Source organism: Rhodococcus sp. NBC_00294 (assembly GCF_036163995.1).
Taxonomy (GTDB): Bacteria; Actinomycetota; Actinomycetes; order Mycobacteriales; family Mycobacteriaceae; genus Rhodococcoides.
In genome coordinates, this window is the sequence record NZ_CP108043.1 from 4,086,581 (window position 1) to 4,103,745 (window position 17,165).

Consider the following 17,165-nt stretch of genomic DNA (forward strand, 5'->3'; position numbering starts at 1 on the left):
CCGGTGCAGTAGTCCGCGCTGTACGCGGTTCAGTGCACCGGATTCGCTCTGCGCGGGTGTCTGTTCACTCGTCGGTCGAGTCGAACAGTGCGCGCACCACACCGTCGAGCGTCTCGGCTGACACGTCCGCCTCACCGAAAGCGGCCGTGGGCACCTTCTCCTCACGGCGGCACCATCCGGTGCGCATTCCCACGCGTCCGGCGCCCTGAAGGTCCCAGGAGTGCACCGCCACCATCGCGCACCGGTCCGCGGTGACTCCGGCGCTCGACACCGCCAGCTCGTACGGCGCTGCTGCCGGCTTCCACGCGCGGACGTCGTCGATGCTGAGCACTCGTTCGACCCGATCGGACACACCGGCCCGGAAGAGGAACCCTGCTGTGGAGTCCGCGCTCCCGTTCGACAGGGTGAACACTCGCGCACCACCGGCGATGGCGGCGTCGAGTGCCGCGACAACGTCGGGGTGCGGTGTCGTCTCCGCGAACGCTCCGATGATGTGCTCGATGTCAGCATCGGAGACGGACCCACGGGTGTACGCCCGCAGAGCGGACGATGCCATTGTGGCGAACGGCTCGTACGCACCGGACAGGGTCAGCGCCATGCCGTCGCGCAACAGGTGCGCGAACCATCCGTCGAACGACGATGTCGGCGCCGCCGCCGTGAACCTGTCGCGGACGATCTCGAGATCGGCGAGTGTGCCGACCACATCGAAGACGACGACATCAGGACCAGCGCGCTCTGCCATGCCGCCGGCGTACCCGACGAGGCGGAACGCCAACCCGCTCGACCAGCGCGCCGACGCCTCGGTGGACCTCCCCGGCCGCGCAGCGTCATCGAATTGCTCCCCGGACAGGACTTCACGAGTCCCTTCAGGGCTCGTCGGTTGCCGCGTCTCCGGTGTCCGATCGGGCCACGCCCACGGTGAAGGCATTCGCCAACTCGTCGAGCACTCGCTCCGCTCGCGCGGCGCGCCAGGTGTCACCGCACTCGAGCAACCTGTCGCGGTGCGATGCGAAGTGGGCGCTGAGCAACGGGATGAGGTCGACCGGGATGTACATCGATCCCCGTGACGGCCGGGCCTCGAACACCTGGTCCACCTCGACGCCGATGTCCCCGGTCATGACGCATCGCTCAGCGTCGCGGGCAGCCCGCCGCCCGTTCGACGACGCTCGGCGAGCAGTCGCTCGAGTGCCATCAATCTGAACACCTCTTCTGCGGGGGCGTTCTCTCGTACGGCAGCGCGTCGTCTCTGCACGATCGCCACCACGTCGTCGACGTCGGCCGTCCGGTCCATGTCGTCTGCTCTCGACACCATGGCGTTCTCCCTTTCCGACACCGGACGAGTCGTGGAACAGTCGGGCCTATGCCTGGTCTCCGGCCGTCGCCCGGCCGGGAACGAGCGCGCGGCTCAGAGCGTCGACCGCGCTGGGTCAGGTCGATACCCGTAGGGAGTTCCTGTAAACACCACGAACGTATCGACGTGACGTGGCGAGAGGACGGAAGGACGGTGTCGGTGCCCCCACCGGGACTCGAACCCGGAACACAAGGATTTTAAGTCCTCTGCCTCTGCCAATTGGGCTATAGGGGCCTGCTCGAGGCCAGCCTATCGTGGGCCGTTCAGGAGACGCCTGGTCCCGTCTCGACCGGTCGCGCGGGATCCGACGACCACGCGGACCAGGATCCCGGGAACAAGGCCGCATCGATACCGGCGAGTGCGAGCGCTGCGATCTCGTGCGCCGCGGTCACACCGGAACCGCAGTAGACGGCCACCTCGTCACCGGGTCGAATACCCATGGTCGTGAACCGATCTCGCAGGACAGCAGGCGCAGCGAAGGTCCCGTCGACGGTCACGTTGTCCGACGTCGGCGCACTGAGAGCGCCCGGAATGTGGCCGGCACGGGAATCGACGGGCTCGACCTCCCCGCGGTACCGCTCCCCCGCACGTGCGTCGAGAAGACGACCGGGGAATGTGGCGGCAGCGTCTGCCGTGACCGTCGGCAGATGGCCCTCGGAGAGCGTCACGTCTCCAGCCCGCGGCGCGGTCTCCTCGCCCGACCGCGTGGGTAGTTCGGCCGCCTGCCACGCGCCGAGTCCACCGTCGAGCATGCGCACAGTCTCGACGCCCGCCCAGCGCAGCAGCCACCACGCCCGAGCCGCAGCCATGTTGCCGGTGGCGTCATAGACGACGACGGACGAATCGGTGTGTATGCCCCATCGCCGCGCATACATCTGCAGATCGTCGAGTTGGGGCAAGGGGTGCCGCCCTTCGGTGGGCTCCCCGTGGCCGGCGAGTTCCGAGCCCAGGTCGACGAAGACGGCGCCGGGGATGTGCGCGTCGAGATAGTGCTGGTGGTTGTCGGGATCACCGAGTGCCCATCTCACGTCGAGCAGCACGGGCGGACGCGGCGACGTCAGCGCTGCGGACAACTCCGACACGGTCACCAGGATCTCCGACATGGCGATCAGCGTACGACTCGCTGCGCGCGGGAGCGCGACGCGGCCGGCAGCGCTCAGGCAGGGATGACGGGCGGCTCGAAGGTGAACGTCGTCCCGAGCAACCAGACGAGCAGCAACACCACCGGGAAATGGAAGAGGAACTGCAGGAACGTGAACCCGATGAGATCGCGTGCCCGCAGACCCAGCACGGCGAGCAGCGGCAGCATGAAGAACGGGTTGATCAGGTTGGGCAGCGCCTCGGCCACGTTGTAGATCTGCACCGTCCAGCCGAGGTTCATCTGCACGTCCGTCGCGGACTGCATGACGTACGGCGCCTCGACCAACCACTTGCCACCGCCCGACGGGACGAACAGCCCCAGGATCACGGTGTAGACGGCGATGACCACGGCAAAGGCTCCGCCGCCACCGACCTCGGTGAAGAACGTGGCGAGGTGCTCGGACACCGTGACTCCGCCCCGCCCTTCGGATGTGGTCAGAATCGCGGCCATCGCGGCGTACAGCGGGAACTGCACCAGGATCCCCGCCGTGGCGGGCACGGCCTTGGCGACGGCATCGAGGAACCGTCGCGGTGTGCCGTGCAGCACGAGTCCCAGCATCAGGAACACCAGCAGGTAGCCGTTGAGGCTGCTCACCACCGATAGCACGGGCTTCGAGAGCAGTTGCGACACCAGCCATCCCAGCGTCATCGCCCCGGCGAGGATCGGGAGGATGCGGCTGTACTCGAGCCACTCGCCCGGACGGGTGCGCGTCGGCGGCTCGGCGATGGTGTCGTCGAGGTTCACGTCCATGGCCTCGGCGGTCTTGATCGCCGCACCGGTGGGAGCGGAGAGGTGCGCGATGATCACCGTCAGCACGATGATGATCACGCACATGACCAGTGACTGCCACGTGAAGATGGTGGTGCCGAAATCGAGGACTCCGGTGATGCGGAGCAGGGCCGGCGGAAGCGAGCTCGCGGTGGCCTGGAGCTGCGCGGCGGACGACGACATGCCCAGTGCCCACACCGCGCCCAGGCCCATGAACGCCGCGGCGCCGAGCGCGCGGTAGTCGACGCTCAGATCGCGTCGCCGGGCGATGGCACGAGCGAGCAGTCCACCGAAGACGAGGCTGAGCCCCCAGTTCAGGAACGACACCGAGCACGACATGAGCGCGACGAAGCTGACCGCCGTGCGTGGATTGTTCGGCAGCGCGGCCAGTCTCGTGATCAGCCGCGCCACGGGTGGCGACGTGGCCACGACGTACCCGGTGAGCACGACCATGGCCATCTGCAGAGTGAACGCCGTCAGGTCCCAGAATCCGTTGCCGAACGCGTCGACCACGTTCTGCGGCGACGATCCGTTCGCGAACGCGGCGATCGCCACCACGAGCACGCCGACCAGCGCGAAGATGTAGGCGTCGGGGAACCACTTCTCGGTGCCGCGGGCCAGTGCCTGGGCTGTTCGCGCCAGCCCCTTCTCCGCGGGTGCGTCGGTGTCGCGGACTGCCATGGTGACCTCCTGGTCGTCGAGCGATCGGTGTGTCGGGGACCACAACGGCCTCGATCGACCCTTCCCGTGCGTCCGCCCGAAGGCAAGAGGCATCACTGCACCCTCGATCTGCGGCGATGCAGGACTGCAGGTGGCACACTGCGTCCATGGCGACAGAGGACGACGTCCGACGTATCGCACTCGCGCTGCGCGAGGTGACGGAGAAGCCGTCGTACGGCACTCCCGGCTTCCGCGTGAAAGACCGACTGTTCGCACGGGTCCACGAGATGCCCGACGTTCTGCTGCTCCGCAGACCGAGCGTCGAGGACCGCGAGGCCCTCATCAGCTCGAACCCGGCAGCGTTCTTCACCACTGATCACTACGAGGGTCACGCGTCGGTGCTCGTGCGACTACCCGAGGTGGACGTCGACGAGCTTCGTGAACTGATCGAGGAAGCGTGGGAGTGCCGCGCTCCGGTGACCGTCAGGAAGCTCGGGCCGAGACCGGAGTGATCATCGCCCGGCGACGCTGAGAGCGATCCCGTCGAGGATGTCGTGCTCGCTCACGACCAGGCTGTCGATTCCGGCTTCGGCACCGATGTGTTCGGCGAGTGTGGCCGCGACGAGGGATCCTCCGCCGATGACGTCGACGCGACCGGGATGCATCGGGCCGAGCACGGCACGGTCCGCTCTCGTCATGCCGAGCAGACGATCACAGACGTCGCGCAGATCGGTGAACGGGATGCGCGACAAGTGGATCGCGTCCGGATCGTAGGCGGGAAGATTCTGTGCCACGGCCGAGAGGGTGGTCATGGTCCCGGCAACCCCGACCCAGGTGCGGGCATCTTTCACGGGTACCGCGTCGAACGCCGGCTGGAGGCGCTCCGAGGTGAAGGCCTGCCCTGCCCTGCGCTCGGACTCGGTGGGTGGATCGGTGCGCAGGCACCGCTCGGTGAGCCGAACACATCCGATGTCGGCGGAGAAGGCGGCGCGCACGCCGTCGGCATCTCCGAGCACCAGCTCGGTGGAGCCGCCGCCGAGATCGACCACCAAGAACGGCCCCTCGTCCGGATCCAGGTCGCCGACCGCCCCGGCGAAGGACAGACGAGCCTCCTCGTCGCCCGAGATGACCTCGGCCACTGCACCGTCCGCGACGGAGGCGAGGGTCCGGCGCGTCATGTCGAAGAACAGATCACGATTGTCGGCGTCGCGCGTGGCCGACGTCGCGACCATGCGCACCGCGTCGACACCGCCCAGCTCGGTGATGATGTCGACGTACTCGAGCAGCGCTGCCTCGGTGCGGTCGATCGCCTCGGGTGCGAACGACCCGGTCGCGTCGACACCCTGCCCCAGCCGGACCACACGCATCTCACGCGCAAGGTCTCGGAGACCGTCGTCGTCCACGTCGGCCACGAGCAGGCGGATGGAGTTGGTTCCGCAGTCGATCGCAGCGACCCTCATGCTCGGAGCTCCTCGATGGTGGGCCAGTCCGCGGGCAGGGCCGTGCCACGCAGGGGCCCCTCGGCGGCCAGCGCCACCGACTCGTCGCCCAGCGGATTGGCACCCGGCCCCTTGGCCAGCGAGTGCGCCATCAACACGTGCAGACACTTGACCCGGTCCGGCATCCCGCCGCCGGTGAAATCGGTTCCGAGCGACTCGATCTCGTTGCGCTCGGCCAGATACGCCTCATGGGCACGCAGGTAGGCCGCCGCGAGCTCCTCGTCCTGCTGCAGCCGCTCGGTCATCTCGCGCATGACACCGGCGGATTCCTGGCGGCTCGCCTCGGCCGTCAGACGCGGATCCGTGAGGTAGAAGAGGGTGGGGAACGGCGTTCCGTCGGGCAGCTTCGGCGCCGTCCTGACGACGGCGGGACGGCCGTCCGGGGTGCGGTAGGCGATCTCGAGCACGCCGCGCGGCTCTCGTCCGAGCTGGGCGGACACGGCGTCGAGGTCTTCGCGCGACACGTCGCTCACTGGGTCTGACTCATTTCCGGATCGGGTGGATCGGCGTGCGCCGAGGCGTCACCGTGGGGTGGTCGCCGTGGACCACAGGTCGCTGTACCAGGGTCCGGGCGGGGGCGGCGGCGGATCGTTCTCGATGTCCGATCGTGCACGCGCGCCGGGCAACTGGACTTGATAGGGAGTCTCGCCGGGCATGACGTAACCGAGGCGCTCGCGTGCCTGTGCGGTGATGTAGGCCGGATCTTCTGTCTGGTCCTTGCGGATCTGGAGCTCGGCCACGCGCTGTTCCAAGGCCACTCGCTCGGCGGCCACCTGGGCGGCGTCCCCGCGCTGGGAGATGTACGTCCGCAACGGAACTGCGAGAGTCAGGGCGAGAGCGCAGATCACCACGGCGAGAACGACGGCCTTGCCCGTCGACAGGCCGAGGAACGTGCGCTCCTTCTTCTCGCCGCCGCGGCGGCGTCCGCGCCGACCGACCAGTGCGGCACCCTCGGTGACGACGTCGTTGACCGCGCCGGCGACGGTCCGGGGCTGCGAGGACCCGGACCCGTCGCGGCGCGTGGATCGACCGGGACGCGCGTCACGGCGCGGCGAACGGCCACCCGGCCGTGCCGCACTGCGTCGAGAGTCCCGGTCCGCCATCGGTGAGCTCAGCTGGCCTTCGAGGTGAAGTCGAGCCGCGGGAACGCCAGCTCGCCCGAGTAGCGCGCGGCGTCGCCGAGTGCCTCCTCGATGCGCAGCAGCTGGTTGTACTTGGCGACACGCTCGCTGCGAGCCGGGGCACCGGTCTTGATCTGTCCGCTGCCCACGGCGACAGCGAGATCGGCGATGGTGGTGTCCTCGGTCTCGCCGCTGCGGTGGCTCATCATCGTGCGGTAGCCACTGCGGTGCGCGAGATCGACGGCGTCGAGGGTCTCGGTCAGCGTGCCGATCTGGTTGACCTTCACCAGGAGAGCGTTGGCGGCTCCCTTGACGATGCCCTCCTCGAGGCGCTCCGGGTTGGTGACGAACAGATCGTCGCCGACGATCTGGACCCGGTCACCGATGCTGTCGGTGAGGGCGACCCAGCCGTCCCAGTCGTTCTCGTCGAGCGGATCCTCGATGGAGACGAGCGGGTACTGGTTCAGCAGGTCCGCGTAAAACGCCGACATCTCCTCCGCGGTGCGGGTGTCGCCCTCGAAGGCGTATCCCGTCCCGGCGGTGAAAAACTCGGTGGCGGCGACATCGAGCGCGAGAGCGATGTCGGAGCCCAGCGTGAGGCCGGTCTTGCCGACGGCCTCCGAGATGAGGTCGAGTGCGGCCTTGGTGCCCGCGAGGTCGGGGGCGAAACCGCCCTCGTCGCCGAGCCCGGTCGACAGGCCCTTGGCCTTGAGGACCGACTTCAGTGCGTGGTAGACCTCGGCGCCCCAGCGCAGGGCCTCCTTGAAGGTCGGCGCACCGATGGGGGCGATCATGAATTCCTGCACGTCGACGCCGCTGTCGGCGTGGGCGCCACCGTTGATGATGTTCATCATCGGCACCGGCAGGATGTGGGCGTTGGGTCCACCCAGGTAACGGAAGAGCTCCAGTCCGGCGGACTCCGCGGCACCCTTGGCCACGGCGAGCGAGACACCGAGCAGGGCGTTCGCGCCGAGGCGCGACTTGTCGGCGGTGCCGTCGAGGTCGAGCAGTGCCTGGTCGACCGTGCGCTGCTCGATGGCGTCGAGGCCGATGACGGCCGGAGCGATCTCGTCGAGCACGGCGTTGACGGCCTTCTCGACACCCTTGCCGCCGTAGCGATCGCCGCCGTCGCGGAGCTCGACGGCCTCGTGCTCACCGGTGGAGGCGCCCGAGGGCACCGCTGCACGGGTCAGCGTGCCGTCGTCGAGCGCGACCTCGACCTCGACCGTGGGGTTGCCACGTGAGTCGAGGATCTCGCGAGCTCCGACCTGTTCGATGATGGCCACGAATGAACTCCTAGTCAGGCGTTGAACACACAGCTTCGGGCGCGAACCGGTCACCCGTGGTCGGGCGCGGCTCGAAGACAGACTAGCCGTCGCAGCCGCCGCGCTCGATATTCGACGCGCAGGCGGGCAGGCCGGAGGCCGGTCGGTGATCAGGCGGGCAGGCCGGAGGCCGGTCGGTAATCGGGCGGGCAGGCCGGAGGAGGTCGACGTCAGGACGGCCGGGCACCGACGGAGTAGGCGGAGGCCGCGTCGCGGACGTCCCTCAGGTAGACCCCCGACAGGTTGTAGGCCATGAGGGCAGCCTGCCATCCCTCCGCTGTGGTGAGGTCTCCCCCACGGGCGCAGAGGTAACGCCCCGCGGTGAGCGCGGCGTCGTCGAGGTTGTCGGGGTCGGCGCGGCCGTCCCCGTTGGCGTCCACGCCCCACTTGCGCCAGGTCTCGGGGATGAACTGCATAGGTCCCATGGCGCGGTCGAAGACGGTGTCGCCGTCCAGTTCTCCGCCGTCGGTGTCGGCGATCTCCGCGTTGCCGGCGGTGCCGTCGAGGGGCACTCCGCGGATGGGCGGGGTCGCGGTGCCGTCGGGACCGACGGACGATCCACCGAAGGTGCCGTGACGACTCTCGATACGGCCGATCCCGGCGAGAGTGGTCCAGGCCAGACCGCACCCTGGTGACGAGCGGGCCATGACCGCGGCCGCGTGGCCGTAGGCCTCGAGCGCGGTGCGGCCGATTCCGGTGGGGTCGACCAGCGGTTCCGCCCAGCCGGCGAGCAGGTCGGCCGAGCGACCGGGCGCGTCCACGTCGATCGGCGGCACGGGCGCTCCGGGCCCCGGCGGGATTCCCTCGGGGATCTCCACCGCGGGTCTGCCCGGATCCAGATCGAGGGCGCCGCAGCCGGAGACGACGGCGGCCGTGGCGAGCGCAGCCGCGACGACGCGGAGGCGCCGAGAGCGCGGTGGGAGCATGCCTCCATCATCCCGAGTCAAAGTAATAGAAGGGTAAAGGTCTTCAAAAGTCCTGGTCGGCGGCTGTTTCGCACCCCGAAGCCGGTGTATGTTCACCTTTCGTATGAGGGTCGCCTTGCCTAAGACGCCCCACTCCACTCGAGCCCGGGAGATCCCACCGTGTCCACAGTCGCCGTCGTCGCGTCCGCGCCGTCCGTCGTGACGCAGATGGTCGGCAGCGGACTGATCGGGGTGCGGGAGGGACTCGAGACCGGCATCGTCGTGATGATCCTGGTCGCGTTCCTCGTGAAGTCCGACCGCCGCGACGCGCTGAAGTGGGTGTGGACGGGTGTCTCGGCCGCCGTGGGCATGGTCGCCGTCGTGTTCGCCGTCATCCACCTCGGCACCTCGACGGTCACGGGCCTGACCGCCGAGATCATCGCCGGCATCGCCTCGCTGATCGCCGTCGCGATCGTCACCGGCATGGTGTTGTGGATGCGGTCGGCCGCCGCCTCCATCTCCGGCACGTTGAAGGCCGGCATGGCCCGCGCGCTCGACGTCGGGCCGGTGGCCGTCACATCGCTCGCCTTCCTGGCGGTCGGGCGCGAAGGAATCGAGACGGCGCTCCTCATGGTCGGCTACGCGGAGAACACCAACGGCAGTTCCTGGCCGCTGCTGGGTCTGCTGGCCGGAATCGCCGTCGCTGCATTCCTCACCGTCCTCCTGTACTTCGGAGCAGTACGCATCGACTTCGCCCGGTTCTTCCGCTGGACTGGCGTCTTCCTCGTGTTCGTCGCCGCCGGAATCCTGGCGTACGGACTGCGGGCTCTGCAGATCGGCGGAATTCTCCCCGGTGGCAGCGCGACCGCGTTCGACATCAGCGACACCTGGGACGCGGGCAGTTGGTACGGCACCGTCGTCGCCGGCATCTTCAACTTCCGCCCCGAGCCGACCGTTCTGCAGGTCGCGGCCTGGGTGCTCTACCTCGTCGTCGTCCTGCCCCTGTTCCTCCGGCGGCCGAAGGCCGTGCCACGAGTCACCGCACCGCAGCCACAACCCGCCGCGTCCTGACCCACACATCTGCTCCAGAACCTCCGGCCTTCCCGCTCCACTACCGACCGGCCTCCGGCCTTCCCGCTCCCGAAAGGGCACCACCCCATGCGCACCACCACCCGCCTCCTCTTCTGCGCCGCCGCGCTGCCGCTGGCACTCACGGCCTGCACCGAGAAGGAGGCCACGACCTCGGCCGAGGGCGGCGACATCGTGGTCGACGCGACCGACAGCTCGTGCGACGTCGGTACGACGAGTGCACAGACGGGCAGCTCCACCTTCCAGGTGACCAACAACGGCTCCAAGGTCACCGAGTTCTACGTCTACGGCGAGGGCGACCGCGTCATGGGTGAGATCGAGAACATCGGGCCCGGCGTCTCCCGCCAGCTCATCGTCGCGCTACCCGAGCCCGCCACGTACCAGACCGCGTGCAAGCCGGGCATGGTCGGCGACGGCCTCCGCGGCGACTTCGTCGTCACGGGTGACGCCAAGGAGTCCGACGCCGACGGGACGCTCGCCGAGGCGGCCGACGGCTACAAGCGCTACGTCGTCAGCCAGGTCACGGCGTTGCAGGAGACGACGGGATCGTTCGTCACCGCGGTCACGTCCGGCGACGTCGAGGGCGCCAAGGCCCAGTTCCCGCTCGTCCGCACCTACTACGAGCGCATCGAACCCGTCGCGGAGAGCTTCCCCGACGATCTCGACCCCCGCATCGACCTGCGCGAGCCGGACGTCGAGCCGGGTGCCGAGTGGACCGGGTTCCACCGCTTGGAGAAGGACCTGTGGGCACAGGGGCTCCAGCCGGACACGAACGCGATCGCCGCGCAGTTGAAGGCGGACGTCGACGAACTGGTCGCGGGCGTGCAGTCCCCCGACTTCGTGATCGACCCGATCACGGTGGCGGGCGGCGCACAGGGCCTCCTCGACGAGGTCGCCCAGACGAAGATCACCGGTGAGGAGGACTTCTTCTCCCACACCGACCTGTACGACTTCCAGGCGAACGTCGACGGATCGCAGGCAGCGGTGGCGGCTCTCGCTCCGGTGCTGTCCGAGCGGAACCCGGAACTCGCGGCCACCATCGAGCAGCGCTTCGCGGAACTCGACACCGAGCTCGCGAAGTACCGCCAGGGTGATGGCTTCGTCTCCTACGACACGGTCACCGAGCCGCAGCGCCAGGACCTGTCGAAGAAGATCGACGCCCTGTCCGCGTCGGTGAGCCAGGTCCAGGGTGTCGTCGCAGGCGCCTGAGCGGACGTCCGACACGGACGCCGCCGCCACCACCCCGCCGAGTCGACGCCTCTCGCGCCGCGCGCTCTTCGGTGGCGTGGGAGCCGGCGCACTCGCGGTCGGCGCCGGTGCCGCGCTGGGCCGGTCGACCGCACCCGAACCCGTGGTCGCCGACGCGGCCGACGCCGTGGTGCCGTTCCGCGGCGTCCACCAGGCGGGCATCGTCACGCCCGCACAGGACCGCATGCACTTCGTCACCTTCGACGTGACGACCACCTCGCGCGACGAGATCGTCGCGATGCTCACGAAGTGGACGGCAATGGCCGAACGTCTCACCGTCGGCGCCGAGTCGGTGCCCGGTGGCGTGGTCGGCGGCGGACAGTACGAGCCGCCCGGTGACACCGGCGAGGCCTACGGTCTGATGCCGTCCAACCTCACGCTGACCATCGGCTTCGGCCCGTCATTCTTCGACAAGCTCGACTTGGGTGACCGCAGACCGGCTGCACTGCAGGATCTTCCGCGATTCCCCGGTGACGACCTCGACCCGGCGCGGAGCGGTGGCGACATCGCGGTGCAGGCCTGCGCCGACGATCCGCAGGTGGCGGTGCACGCCATCCGCAATCTCGCGCGCATCGCGTTCGGCACCGCGTCGGTGCGGTGGTCGCAGCTCGGTTTCGGTCGCACCGCGTCGACGTCGACCGCCCAGGCGACACCGCGCAACCTCTTCGGCTTCAAGGACGGCACGAACAACATCAAGGCCGAGGAAGCGGCGACCGTCGACGAGCACGTGTGGGTGAACGGCGGCGAGTCCGACTGGATGACGGGCGGCACCTACCTCGTGGCGCGGCGCATCCGGATGAAGATCGAACCGTGGGACCGCGCGGTGCTCGGCGAACAGGAACGCGTCATCGGTCGGTCCAAGGCCACCGGCGCGCCACTGGGCGGTACGGCCGAGTTCGACACCGTCGACCTCGGCTCCTCGACCATCGCGAAGGACGCGCACGTACGACTGGCGTCGTCGGAGTCGTTGAGCGGCATTAAGATTCTTCGCCGCGGGTACAACTTCACCGACGGCTCCGACGGCTTCGGCCACCTCGACGCGGGGCTCTTCTTCGTCGCTTTCTGCAGCGATCCGCAGACCCAGTTCGTGCCGATGCAGCAAGCGCTCGCGCGACGAGATGCCCTGAACGAGTACATCTCCCACGTCGGCTCGGCGGTCTTCGCCTGCCCACCGGGAGTTCCGGAAGGCACCGAGGACTACTGGGGCTCGACGCTCTTCGGCTAGACGGTCAGCGGTTCTTCTCGTCCGCCTGCGGCCGATGGTGGGACGCGGCGACGCGTGCGTCGTCCGTCCCCGTCGCCGCGAGCGGTCGGCCGAACATGTCGGTTCCCGGCCAGTACTTGGACCACGCTCGTGCGTCCATCTCGGCCGATCGGACTCCGTCCATGGCGGCGCCGCGCTCCGCGGCCCGTACGTCGGCCACGAACTCGTTGACGGTGCGGCGCAGCGAGTCCTCGGCGCTGGTGGCGCCGTGATCACCCGAGATGTCGATGCGCACCGAGAGCATGGACTCCGGGACGAAGTCCTGAGGGAGCCCGGCCTTGACCGCTCGGGTGATGACCTGCTGGGCGAGCGCGAGCGACGGCTGCGCCATGGCGATGCCGTCGAGACACGACGCGCGTACCTTCTCCGCGGCCTTGCGCTCCTCCCAGGCCTTCTCCTGCGCACCGATGTCGATCGGGGCGCCGGACGTGTCGGCCAGGTGCGGGCTGCGGTGGGTCAACTTGGCCACCAGGGTGGACGCCACGTCGTCGATGTCGAACGCCTCGGCGCCCGCGTCCTTGGCGATGCGCGCGTGGAAGATGACCTGCAGCAGCAGATCGCCGAGCTCCTCCCGGATGGAGTCCGCATCGCCGGTCTCGATGGCATCGAGCAGTTCGTAGGTCTCCTCGAGGAGGTACCCGCGCAGCGACTCGTGCGTCTGCTGCGCCTCCCATCCGCCGAGTGAGCGCAGTTTGTCGATGACGAAGACGGCCTCGGCGAGGTTGCCGCCGCGGGGTACCGGCACCTCGATGACGTCCTCGCCGCGCGTGATGCGTTCCTGGACGTCGGGGTTGTCGCGGCTGGTGCTGATGAGCACCTCGGGCTCGTCGTCGCCCGCGGAGGTGAACCCCGTGAGGCGCCAGCGGATGGATACCGGCACCTCTTCGGTGAAGCCCACGGGCTTGTCCAGCAACGTCACGGCCTGCACCGGCACCATGGTGGGCCGCAGGGGATCCAGCAGCAGAATCGTCATCGCGCGCTCACACCCCGATCGGTTGCTCGACTCGTACGGAGCCCGCGGGCTGCCCGTCCATCGCGAGCAGCACGTCGGCGACGAACTGCAGAAGTTCCTCGTCGCGGACACGGGCCGAACCGACTCCACCACCTGCCACACGCGGAATCGGGATCTGCACCGTGCCGGTGGTCGCCCGATACTGTGCGCTGGGGTAGAGCCGCTTCAACCGTATCTGCTTGGAGTCGGGTAGGTCCATCGGCGCCAACTTCACCATGGTCCCCGCCATCTGCACGTCCACGATGCCGTAGGAACGGCACAGGATGCGCAGGACGGCGACGGCCACGAGCCGGGCGACCTCGGCCGGCACCGGCCCGTAGCGGTCGGTCAGCTCGTCGATGACCGCACCGATCTCGGCGTCGTTCTGCGCCGCGGCCAGCTTGCGGTACGCCTCGAGCCGGAGCCTGTCGCTGGTGACGTAGTCCGGCGGGATGTGGGCATCGACGGGGAGGTCGATGCGCACCTCCTTGGGCGCCTCGTCGGTGGTGACGGGGCGGCCGTCGGCCACGGCGCGGTAGGCCTCCACCGCCTCGCCGACCAGTCGGACGTACAGGTCGAATCCCACACCGGCGACGTGGCCGGACTGCTCCGCGCCCAGCACGTTGCCCGCGCCGCGGATCTCGAGGTCCTTCATCGCCACCGCCATACCGGCGCCCAGGTCGGAGTTCTGCGAGATGGTGGCCAACCGGTCGTACGCCGTCTCGGTGAGCGGCTTCTCCGGCGGGTAGAGGAAGTAGGCATAGCCACGGTCCCGGCTGCGACCCACACGCCCACGCAACTGGTGGAGCTGGGACAGACCCAACGAATCGGCTCGCTCGACGATCAGCGTGTTCGCATTGGAGATGTCGAGGCCCGTCTCGATGATGGTGGTGCAGACCAGGATGTCGAACTCACGCTCCCAGAACCCCTGCACCGTCTTCTCGAGCGCGTCCTCGTTCATCTGGCCGTGTGCGACCACGACGCGCGCTTCCGGCACCAGCCGTCGGATGTTCGCGGCGGCCTTGTCGATGCTGCTCACGCGGTTGTGAACGTAGAAGACCTGGCCGTCACGGAGCAGCTCACGGCGGATCGCCGCCGCCACCTGCTTCTCCTGATAGGCACCGACGTAGGTCAGGACGGGGTGACGCTCCTCGGGCGGCGTCAGGATGGTCGACATCTCGCGGATGCCCGCCATGCTCATCTCGAGCGTGCGCGGAATCGGTGTCGCCGACATCGTCAGGACGTCGACGTGCGTGCGCAGCGCCTTGATGTGCTCCTTGTGCTCGACGCCGAAGCGCTGCTCCTCGTCGACGATGACCAGCCCGAGGTCCTTCCACTGCACACCGGTCTGCAGCAATCGGTGCGTGCCCACGACGATGTCCACCGTGCCGTCCGCGAGGCCGGCGAACGTCTCCCGTGACTCGGCGGCGTCGGAGAACCGGGACAGCCCCTTGACCGTCACCGGGAAGTTGGCCATCCGCTCGGTGAAGGTCTGCAGATGCTGCTGGGCCAGCAGGGTGGTGGGAACGAGCACCGCCACCTGCTTGCCGTCCTGGACGGCCTTGAACGCCGCCCGGACGCCGACCTCGGTCTTGCCGTAACCGACGTCGCCGATGACCACTCGGTCCATCGGGACGGGCTTCTCCATGTCCGCCTTGACCTCGTCGATGACGGTCATCTGGTCGACGGTCTCGGTGAACGCGAAGGCGTCCTCCATCTCCTTCTGCCACGGGGTGTCCGGCCCGTACGCGTGACCGGGCGCCGCCTGCCGCGCCGCGTAGAGCTGGACGAGCTCCCCTGCGATCTCGCGGACGGCCTTGCGGGCCTTGCGCTTGGTGTTGGTCCAGTCGGATCCGCCCAGCTTGCTCAGGCTCGGCATCTCCCCGCCGACGTAGCGGGACAACTGGTCGAGCGACTCCATGGGAACGAAGAGGCGGTCGCCGGGGTGGCCACGCTTGCTGGGCGCGTACTCGACGACGAGGTACTCACGGCGTGCCCCGCCGATGGTCCGCTCGACCATCTCGACGAAGCGGCCGATGCCGTGCTGGTCGTGGACCACCATGTCGCCGGCCGTCAACGCGAGCGGATCGACCTGGTTGCGACGCTTCGCGGGCAACCGTTTGCCGTCGCCGGCCGCCGCGACCCGGTTGCCGGTGAGATCGGCCTCCGTCACCACCACCAGGCCGGCGTCACGCAGGACGAGACCCGAGTGCAACGACCCGCACATCACGCCGACGACGTCGGAGCCGGGCTCGGCACCGGCATCGAGAGGGAGCGCCGGCACACCGGCCTCCCGCAGGCGTTCGACCGTGCGCTGCGCCGTTCCCGCGCCCGCGACGACGACGGCCACGCGGCCGCCGGACGCGAGGTGCGCCGTGAACATCTGGAAGAGCGTCGCGAGTGCCTCCTCGGAGCCGCGCACGTCCGGCGCCGCGTCGACGTCGAGCACGATCTCCTCGTCACTGCCCGAGGCGAGCGGGCCCACGGTCCACCACGGCCGACCGGCCGCCTCCGCAGACTCTCGGACCTGCCGCAGCGACCGGTACGCGGACGCGCTGAGATCGAGGTCGAGGACGGCGCTCTCGTCCGTCACGCTGCTGGTGTCCAGCGCTGCGGTGTCGAGCGGTGCGGCCGCACCGATGCTCGCGGCCGTCCACGACGCCTCGAGGAACTCCTTGCCGGTCCGCACCAGATCCGTCGCGCGCGTACGCACCTTCTCCGGATCGCAGACCAGCACGTGCGCGCCGTCGGGCAGCGCGTCGGTCAGCAGTTCGAGGCCGCCGGCCTTCAGCACCGGCAGCAACGCCTCCATGCCCTCGACCGGAACGCCGGCGGAGATCTTCTCGAGCATCTCCACCAGGATCGGGTCGCCGGTGTTGTCGGCGGCGAGACGCGCCGCGCGCTCCCGTACGGCCTCGTCGAGAATCATCTCCCGGCACGGCGGCGCGATGACCGTGTCGACCTCCACGTCGGGGATGGAGCGCTGGTCCGCGACCGAGAAGGCGCGCAGGTCCGTGACCTCGTCACCCCAGAACTCGACACGGACGGGGTGATCCGCCGTCGGCGAGAACAGGTCGAGGATGCCGCCGCGCACCGCGAACTCACCGCGTTTGCCGACCATGTCGACACGCGTGTAGGCCAGCTCGACCAGTCGCTTCTGCAACTCCTCGAAGTCGAACTCCGCCCCCACGCGCAGGCCGACGGGCTCGATCTCGCCCAGTCCACGCGCCATCGGCTGGAGCACCGAGCGCACCGTGGTGACGATGATCTTCAGCGGGACGCCGTAGTCGGCGTCCTCCGGCCGGGCGAGGCGCCGCAGCACCTCGATACGACGACCGACGGTGTCCGCTCCAGGAGACAGACGCTCGTGCGGCAGCGTCTCCCAGGACGGGAACTGCGCCACGGCGCCGCCCACCATCTCCGTGAGCTCGGCCGTCAGATCGTCGGCCTCGCGGCCCGTCGCGGTGACGAGCAGGACCGGTGTGGTGCGGGACATGGCCGCAGCGATGAACGCCCGTGCCGGAGTGGGTGCCACCAGGATGGCCTCGCGGCGGCCGGACAGATCGACGATCTGCGCCAGCGACGCGTCACGCAGTGCGAATTCCAGCAGGCCCGACATCCGGCCCGCACCGTCGTCCGGGGTCTGCGCGGGAGAAACATGGACGGACGGCGAGGACACCAGCAGAACTCCTGACGGAAAGACGACACGATCGTGCACCCGCAACGCTCGACACCCCTCGCGGAGATCGATCGATCGGTGACGACTCGGTGTCGATTCTAGGAGCAGTCGCCGACAGAAACGA

The 17,165-nt window shown here is 69.1% G+C and carries 16 protein-coding genes and 1 tRNA gene; 4 read left to right on the forward strand and 13 right to left on the reverse strand.

Going from position 1 to position 17,165, the window contains the following annotated elements; genetic code table 11:
- Positions 1-64: 64 nt before the first annotated feature.
- The 6 genes from OHB23_RS19085 to OHB23_RS19110 all read right to left on the reverse strand — a co-directional run bounded on the left by OHB23_RS19085 (position 65) and on the right by OHB23_RS19110 (position 3,941).
- Positions 65-742 (reverse strand): haloacid dehalogenase type II, encoded by a 678-nt coding sequence (locus OHB23_RS19085; RefSeq protein WP_328810174.1) that lies wholly within the window; start codon positions 740-742, stop codon positions 65-67.
- 124 nt (positions 743-866) lie between these two features.
- The gene (locus OHB23_RS19090) at positions 867-1,118 is read right to left on the reverse strand and encodes a hypothetical protein (RefSeq protein WP_222627592.1); all 252 of its coding nucleotides are present in this window, start codon (positions 1,116-1,118) and stop codon (positions 867-869) included.
- Positions 1,115-1,312: a hypothetical protein gene (locus tag OHB23_RS19095; RefSeq protein WP_222627594.1), complete on the reverse strand. Its 198-nt coding sequence runs from the start codon at positions 1,310-1,312 to the stop codon at positions 1,115-1,117. The genes OHB23_RS19090 and OHB23_RS19095 overlap by 4 nt, the downstream gene beginning before the upstream one ends.
- 199 nt (positions 1,313-1,511) lie before the next feature.
- Positions 1,512-1,585: transfer RNA gene (locus OHB23_RS19100), tRNA-Leu, on the reverse strand.
- A gap of 29 nt (positions 1,586-1,614) precedes the next feature.
- A complete protein-coding gene (locus OHB23_RS19105) occupies positions 1,615-2,454 on the reverse strand; it encodes a sulfurtransferase (RefSeq protein ID WP_328810175.1) in 840 nt (279 codons plus the stop codon).
- 53 nt (positions 2,455-2,507) lie between these two features.
- Complete coding sequence (locus OHB23_RS19110) at positions 2,508-3,941, reverse strand: short-chain fatty acid transporter (protein WP_056447560.1); 1,434 nt, start codon at positions 3,939-3,941, stop codon at positions 2,508-2,510.
- A gap of 146 nt (positions 3,942-4,087) precedes the next feature.
- On the opposite strand from OHB23_RS19110, the gene OHB23_RS19115 reads away from it, so the two are divergent.
- A complete protein-coding gene (locus tag OHB23_RS19115) occupies positions 4,088-4,432 on the forward strand; it encodes an MmcQ/YjbR family DNA-binding protein (RefSeq protein ID WP_222638284.1) in 345 nt (114 codons plus the stop codon).
- Here the strand turns inward: OHB23_RS19115 and OHB23_RS19120 are convergent, their stop codons facing one another.
- The 5 genes from OHB23_RS19120 to OHB23_RS19140 all read right to left on the reverse strand — a co-directional run bounded on the left by OHB23_RS19120 (position 4,433) and on the right by OHB23_RS19140 (position 8,791).
- Positions 4,433-5,380 carry a Ppx/GppA phosphatase family protein gene (locus OHB23_RS19120; RefSeq protein ID WP_285188168.1) on the reverse strand — a complete coding sequence of 316 codons (948 nt, stop codon included), beginning with the start codon at positions 5,378-5,380 and terminating at the stop codon, positions 4,433-4,435.
- Positions 5,377-5,892, reverse strand: coding sequence for a DUF501 domain-containing protein (locus OHB23_RS19125; protein WP_027504060.1), 516 nt, complete (start codon positions 5,890-5,892; stop codon positions 5,377-5,379). The genes OHB23_RS19120 and OHB23_RS19125 overlap by 4 nt, the downstream gene beginning before the upstream one ends.
- Before the next feature lie 48 nt (positions 5,893-5,940).
- On the reverse strand, positions 5,941-6,522 hold the full coding sequence (locus OHB23_RS19130) for an FtsB family cell division protein (RefSeq protein WP_328810176.1): 582 nt from the start codon (positions 6,520-6,522) through the stop codon (positions 5,941-5,943).
- Positions 6,523-6,530: 8 nt separating this feature from the next.
- Positions 6,531-7,826: a phosphopyruvate hydratase gene (gene eno / locus OHB23_RS19135; RefSeq protein ID WP_328810177.1), complete on the reverse strand. Its 1,296-nt coding sequence runs from the start codon at positions 7,824-7,826 to the stop codon at positions 6,531-6,533.
- Between the two features lie 209 nt (positions 7,827-8,035).
- Positions 8,036-8,791 carry a lytic transglycosylase domain-containing protein gene (locus tag OHB23_RS19140; protein ID WP_056447111.1) on the reverse strand — a complete coding sequence of 252 codons (756 nt, stop codon included), beginning with the start codon at positions 8,789-8,791 and terminating at the stop codon, positions 8,036-8,038.
- Between the two features lie 207 nt (positions 8,792-8,998).
- Between OHB23_RS19140 and efeU the strand changes: the two genes are divergently transcribed.
- The 3 genes from efeU to efeB all read left to right on the forward strand — a co-directional run bounded on the left by efeU (position 8,999) and on the right by efeB (position 12,332).
- Positions 8,999-9,841 carry an iron uptake transporter permease EfeU gene (gene efeU, locus OHB23_RS19145; protein ID WP_081821100.1) on the forward strand — a complete coding sequence of 281 codons (843 nt, stop codon included), beginning with the start codon at positions 8,999-9,001 and terminating at the stop codon, positions 9,839-9,841.
- A gap of 87 nt (positions 9,842-9,928) precedes the next feature.
- Positions 9,929-11,068, forward strand: a complete 1,140-nt coding sequence (gene efeO / locus OHB23_RS19150) for an iron uptake system protein EfeO (RefSeq protein WP_328810178.1) — start codon at positions 9,929-9,931, stop codon at positions 11,066-11,068.
- A complete protein-coding gene (gene efeB / locus OHB23_RS19155) occupies positions 11,049-12,332 on the forward strand; it encodes an iron uptake transporter deferrochelatase/peroxidase subunit (protein ID WP_328810179.1) in 1,284 nt (427 codons plus the stop codon). Before efeO ends, efeB begins: the two co-directional genes overlap by 20 nt.
- Before the next feature lie 4 nt (positions 12,333-12,336).
- Here efeB and OHB23_RS19160 read toward each other — a convergent pair whose 3' ends face one another.
- Positions 12,337-13,344: a MazG family protein gene (locus tag OHB23_RS19160; RefSeq protein ID WP_081821037.1), complete on the reverse strand. Its 1,008-nt coding sequence runs from the start codon at positions 13,342-13,344 to the stop codon at positions 12,337-12,339.
- A gap of 7 nt (positions 13,345-13,351) precedes the next feature.
- Positions 13,352-17,041, reverse strand: coding sequence for a transcription-repair coupling factor (gene mfd / locus OHB23_RS19165; protein WP_442972994.1), 3,690 nt, complete (start codon positions 17,039-17,041; stop codon positions 13,352-13,354).
- Positions 17,042-17,165 lie beyond the last annotated feature (124 nt).

What these genes read in the sequence shown, in the direction of transcription:
- OHB23_RS19120 (WP_285188168.1), bottom strand. Translation starts at nt 5,380, where the DNA reads ATGAGGGTCGCTGCGATCGACTGCGGAACCAACTCCATCCGCCTGCTC.
- OHB23_RS19110 (WP_056447560.1), bottom strand. Translation starts at nt 3,941, where the DNA reads ATGGCAGTCCGCGACACCGACGCACCCGCGGAGAAGGGGCTGGCGCGA.
- OHB23_RS19140 (WP_056447111.1), bottom strand. Translation starts at nt 8,791, where the DNA reads ATGCTCCCACCGCGCTCTCGGCGCCTCCGCGTCGTCGCGGCTGCGCTC.
- OHB23_RS19095 (WP_222627594.1), bottom strand. Translation starts at nt 1,312, where the DNA reads ATGGTGTCGAGAGCAGACGACATGGACCGGACGGCCGACGTCGACGAC.
- efeU (WP_081821100.1), top strand. Translation starts at nt 8,999, where the DNA reads ATGGTCGGCAGCGGACTGATCGGGGTGCGGGAGGGACTCGAGACCGGC.
- efeO (WP_328810178.1), top strand. Translation starts at nt 9,929, where the DNA reads ATGCGCACCACCACCCGCCTCCTCTTCTGCGCCGCCGCGCTGCCGCTG.
- OHB23_RS19130 (WP_328810176.1), bottom strand. Translation starts at nt 6,522, where the DNA reads ATGGCGGACCGGGACTCTCGACGCAGTGCGGCACGGCCGGGTGGCCGT.
- OHB23_RS19105 (WP_328810175.1), bottom strand. Translation starts at nt 2,454, where the DNA reads ATGTCGGAGATCCTGGTGACCGTGTCGGAGTTGTCCGCAGCGCTGACG.
- OHB23_RS19115 (WP_222638284.1), top strand. Translation starts at nt 4,088, where the DNA reads ATGGCGACAGAGGACGACGTCCGACGTATCGCACTCGCGCTGCGCGAG.
- OHB23_RS19085 (WP_328810174.1), bottom strand. Translation starts at nt 742, where the DNA reads ATGGCAGAGCGCGCTGGTCCTGATGTCGTCGTCTTCGATGTGGTCGGC.
- OHB23_RS19160 (WP_081821037.1), bottom strand. Translation starts at nt 13,344, where the DNA reads ATGACGATTCTGCTGCTGGATCCCCTGCGGCCCACCATGGTGCCGGTG.
- OHB23_RS19090 (WP_222627592.1), bottom strand. Translation starts at nt 1,118, where the DNA reads ATGACCGGGGACATCGGCGTCGAGGTGGACCAGGTGTTCGAGGCCCGG.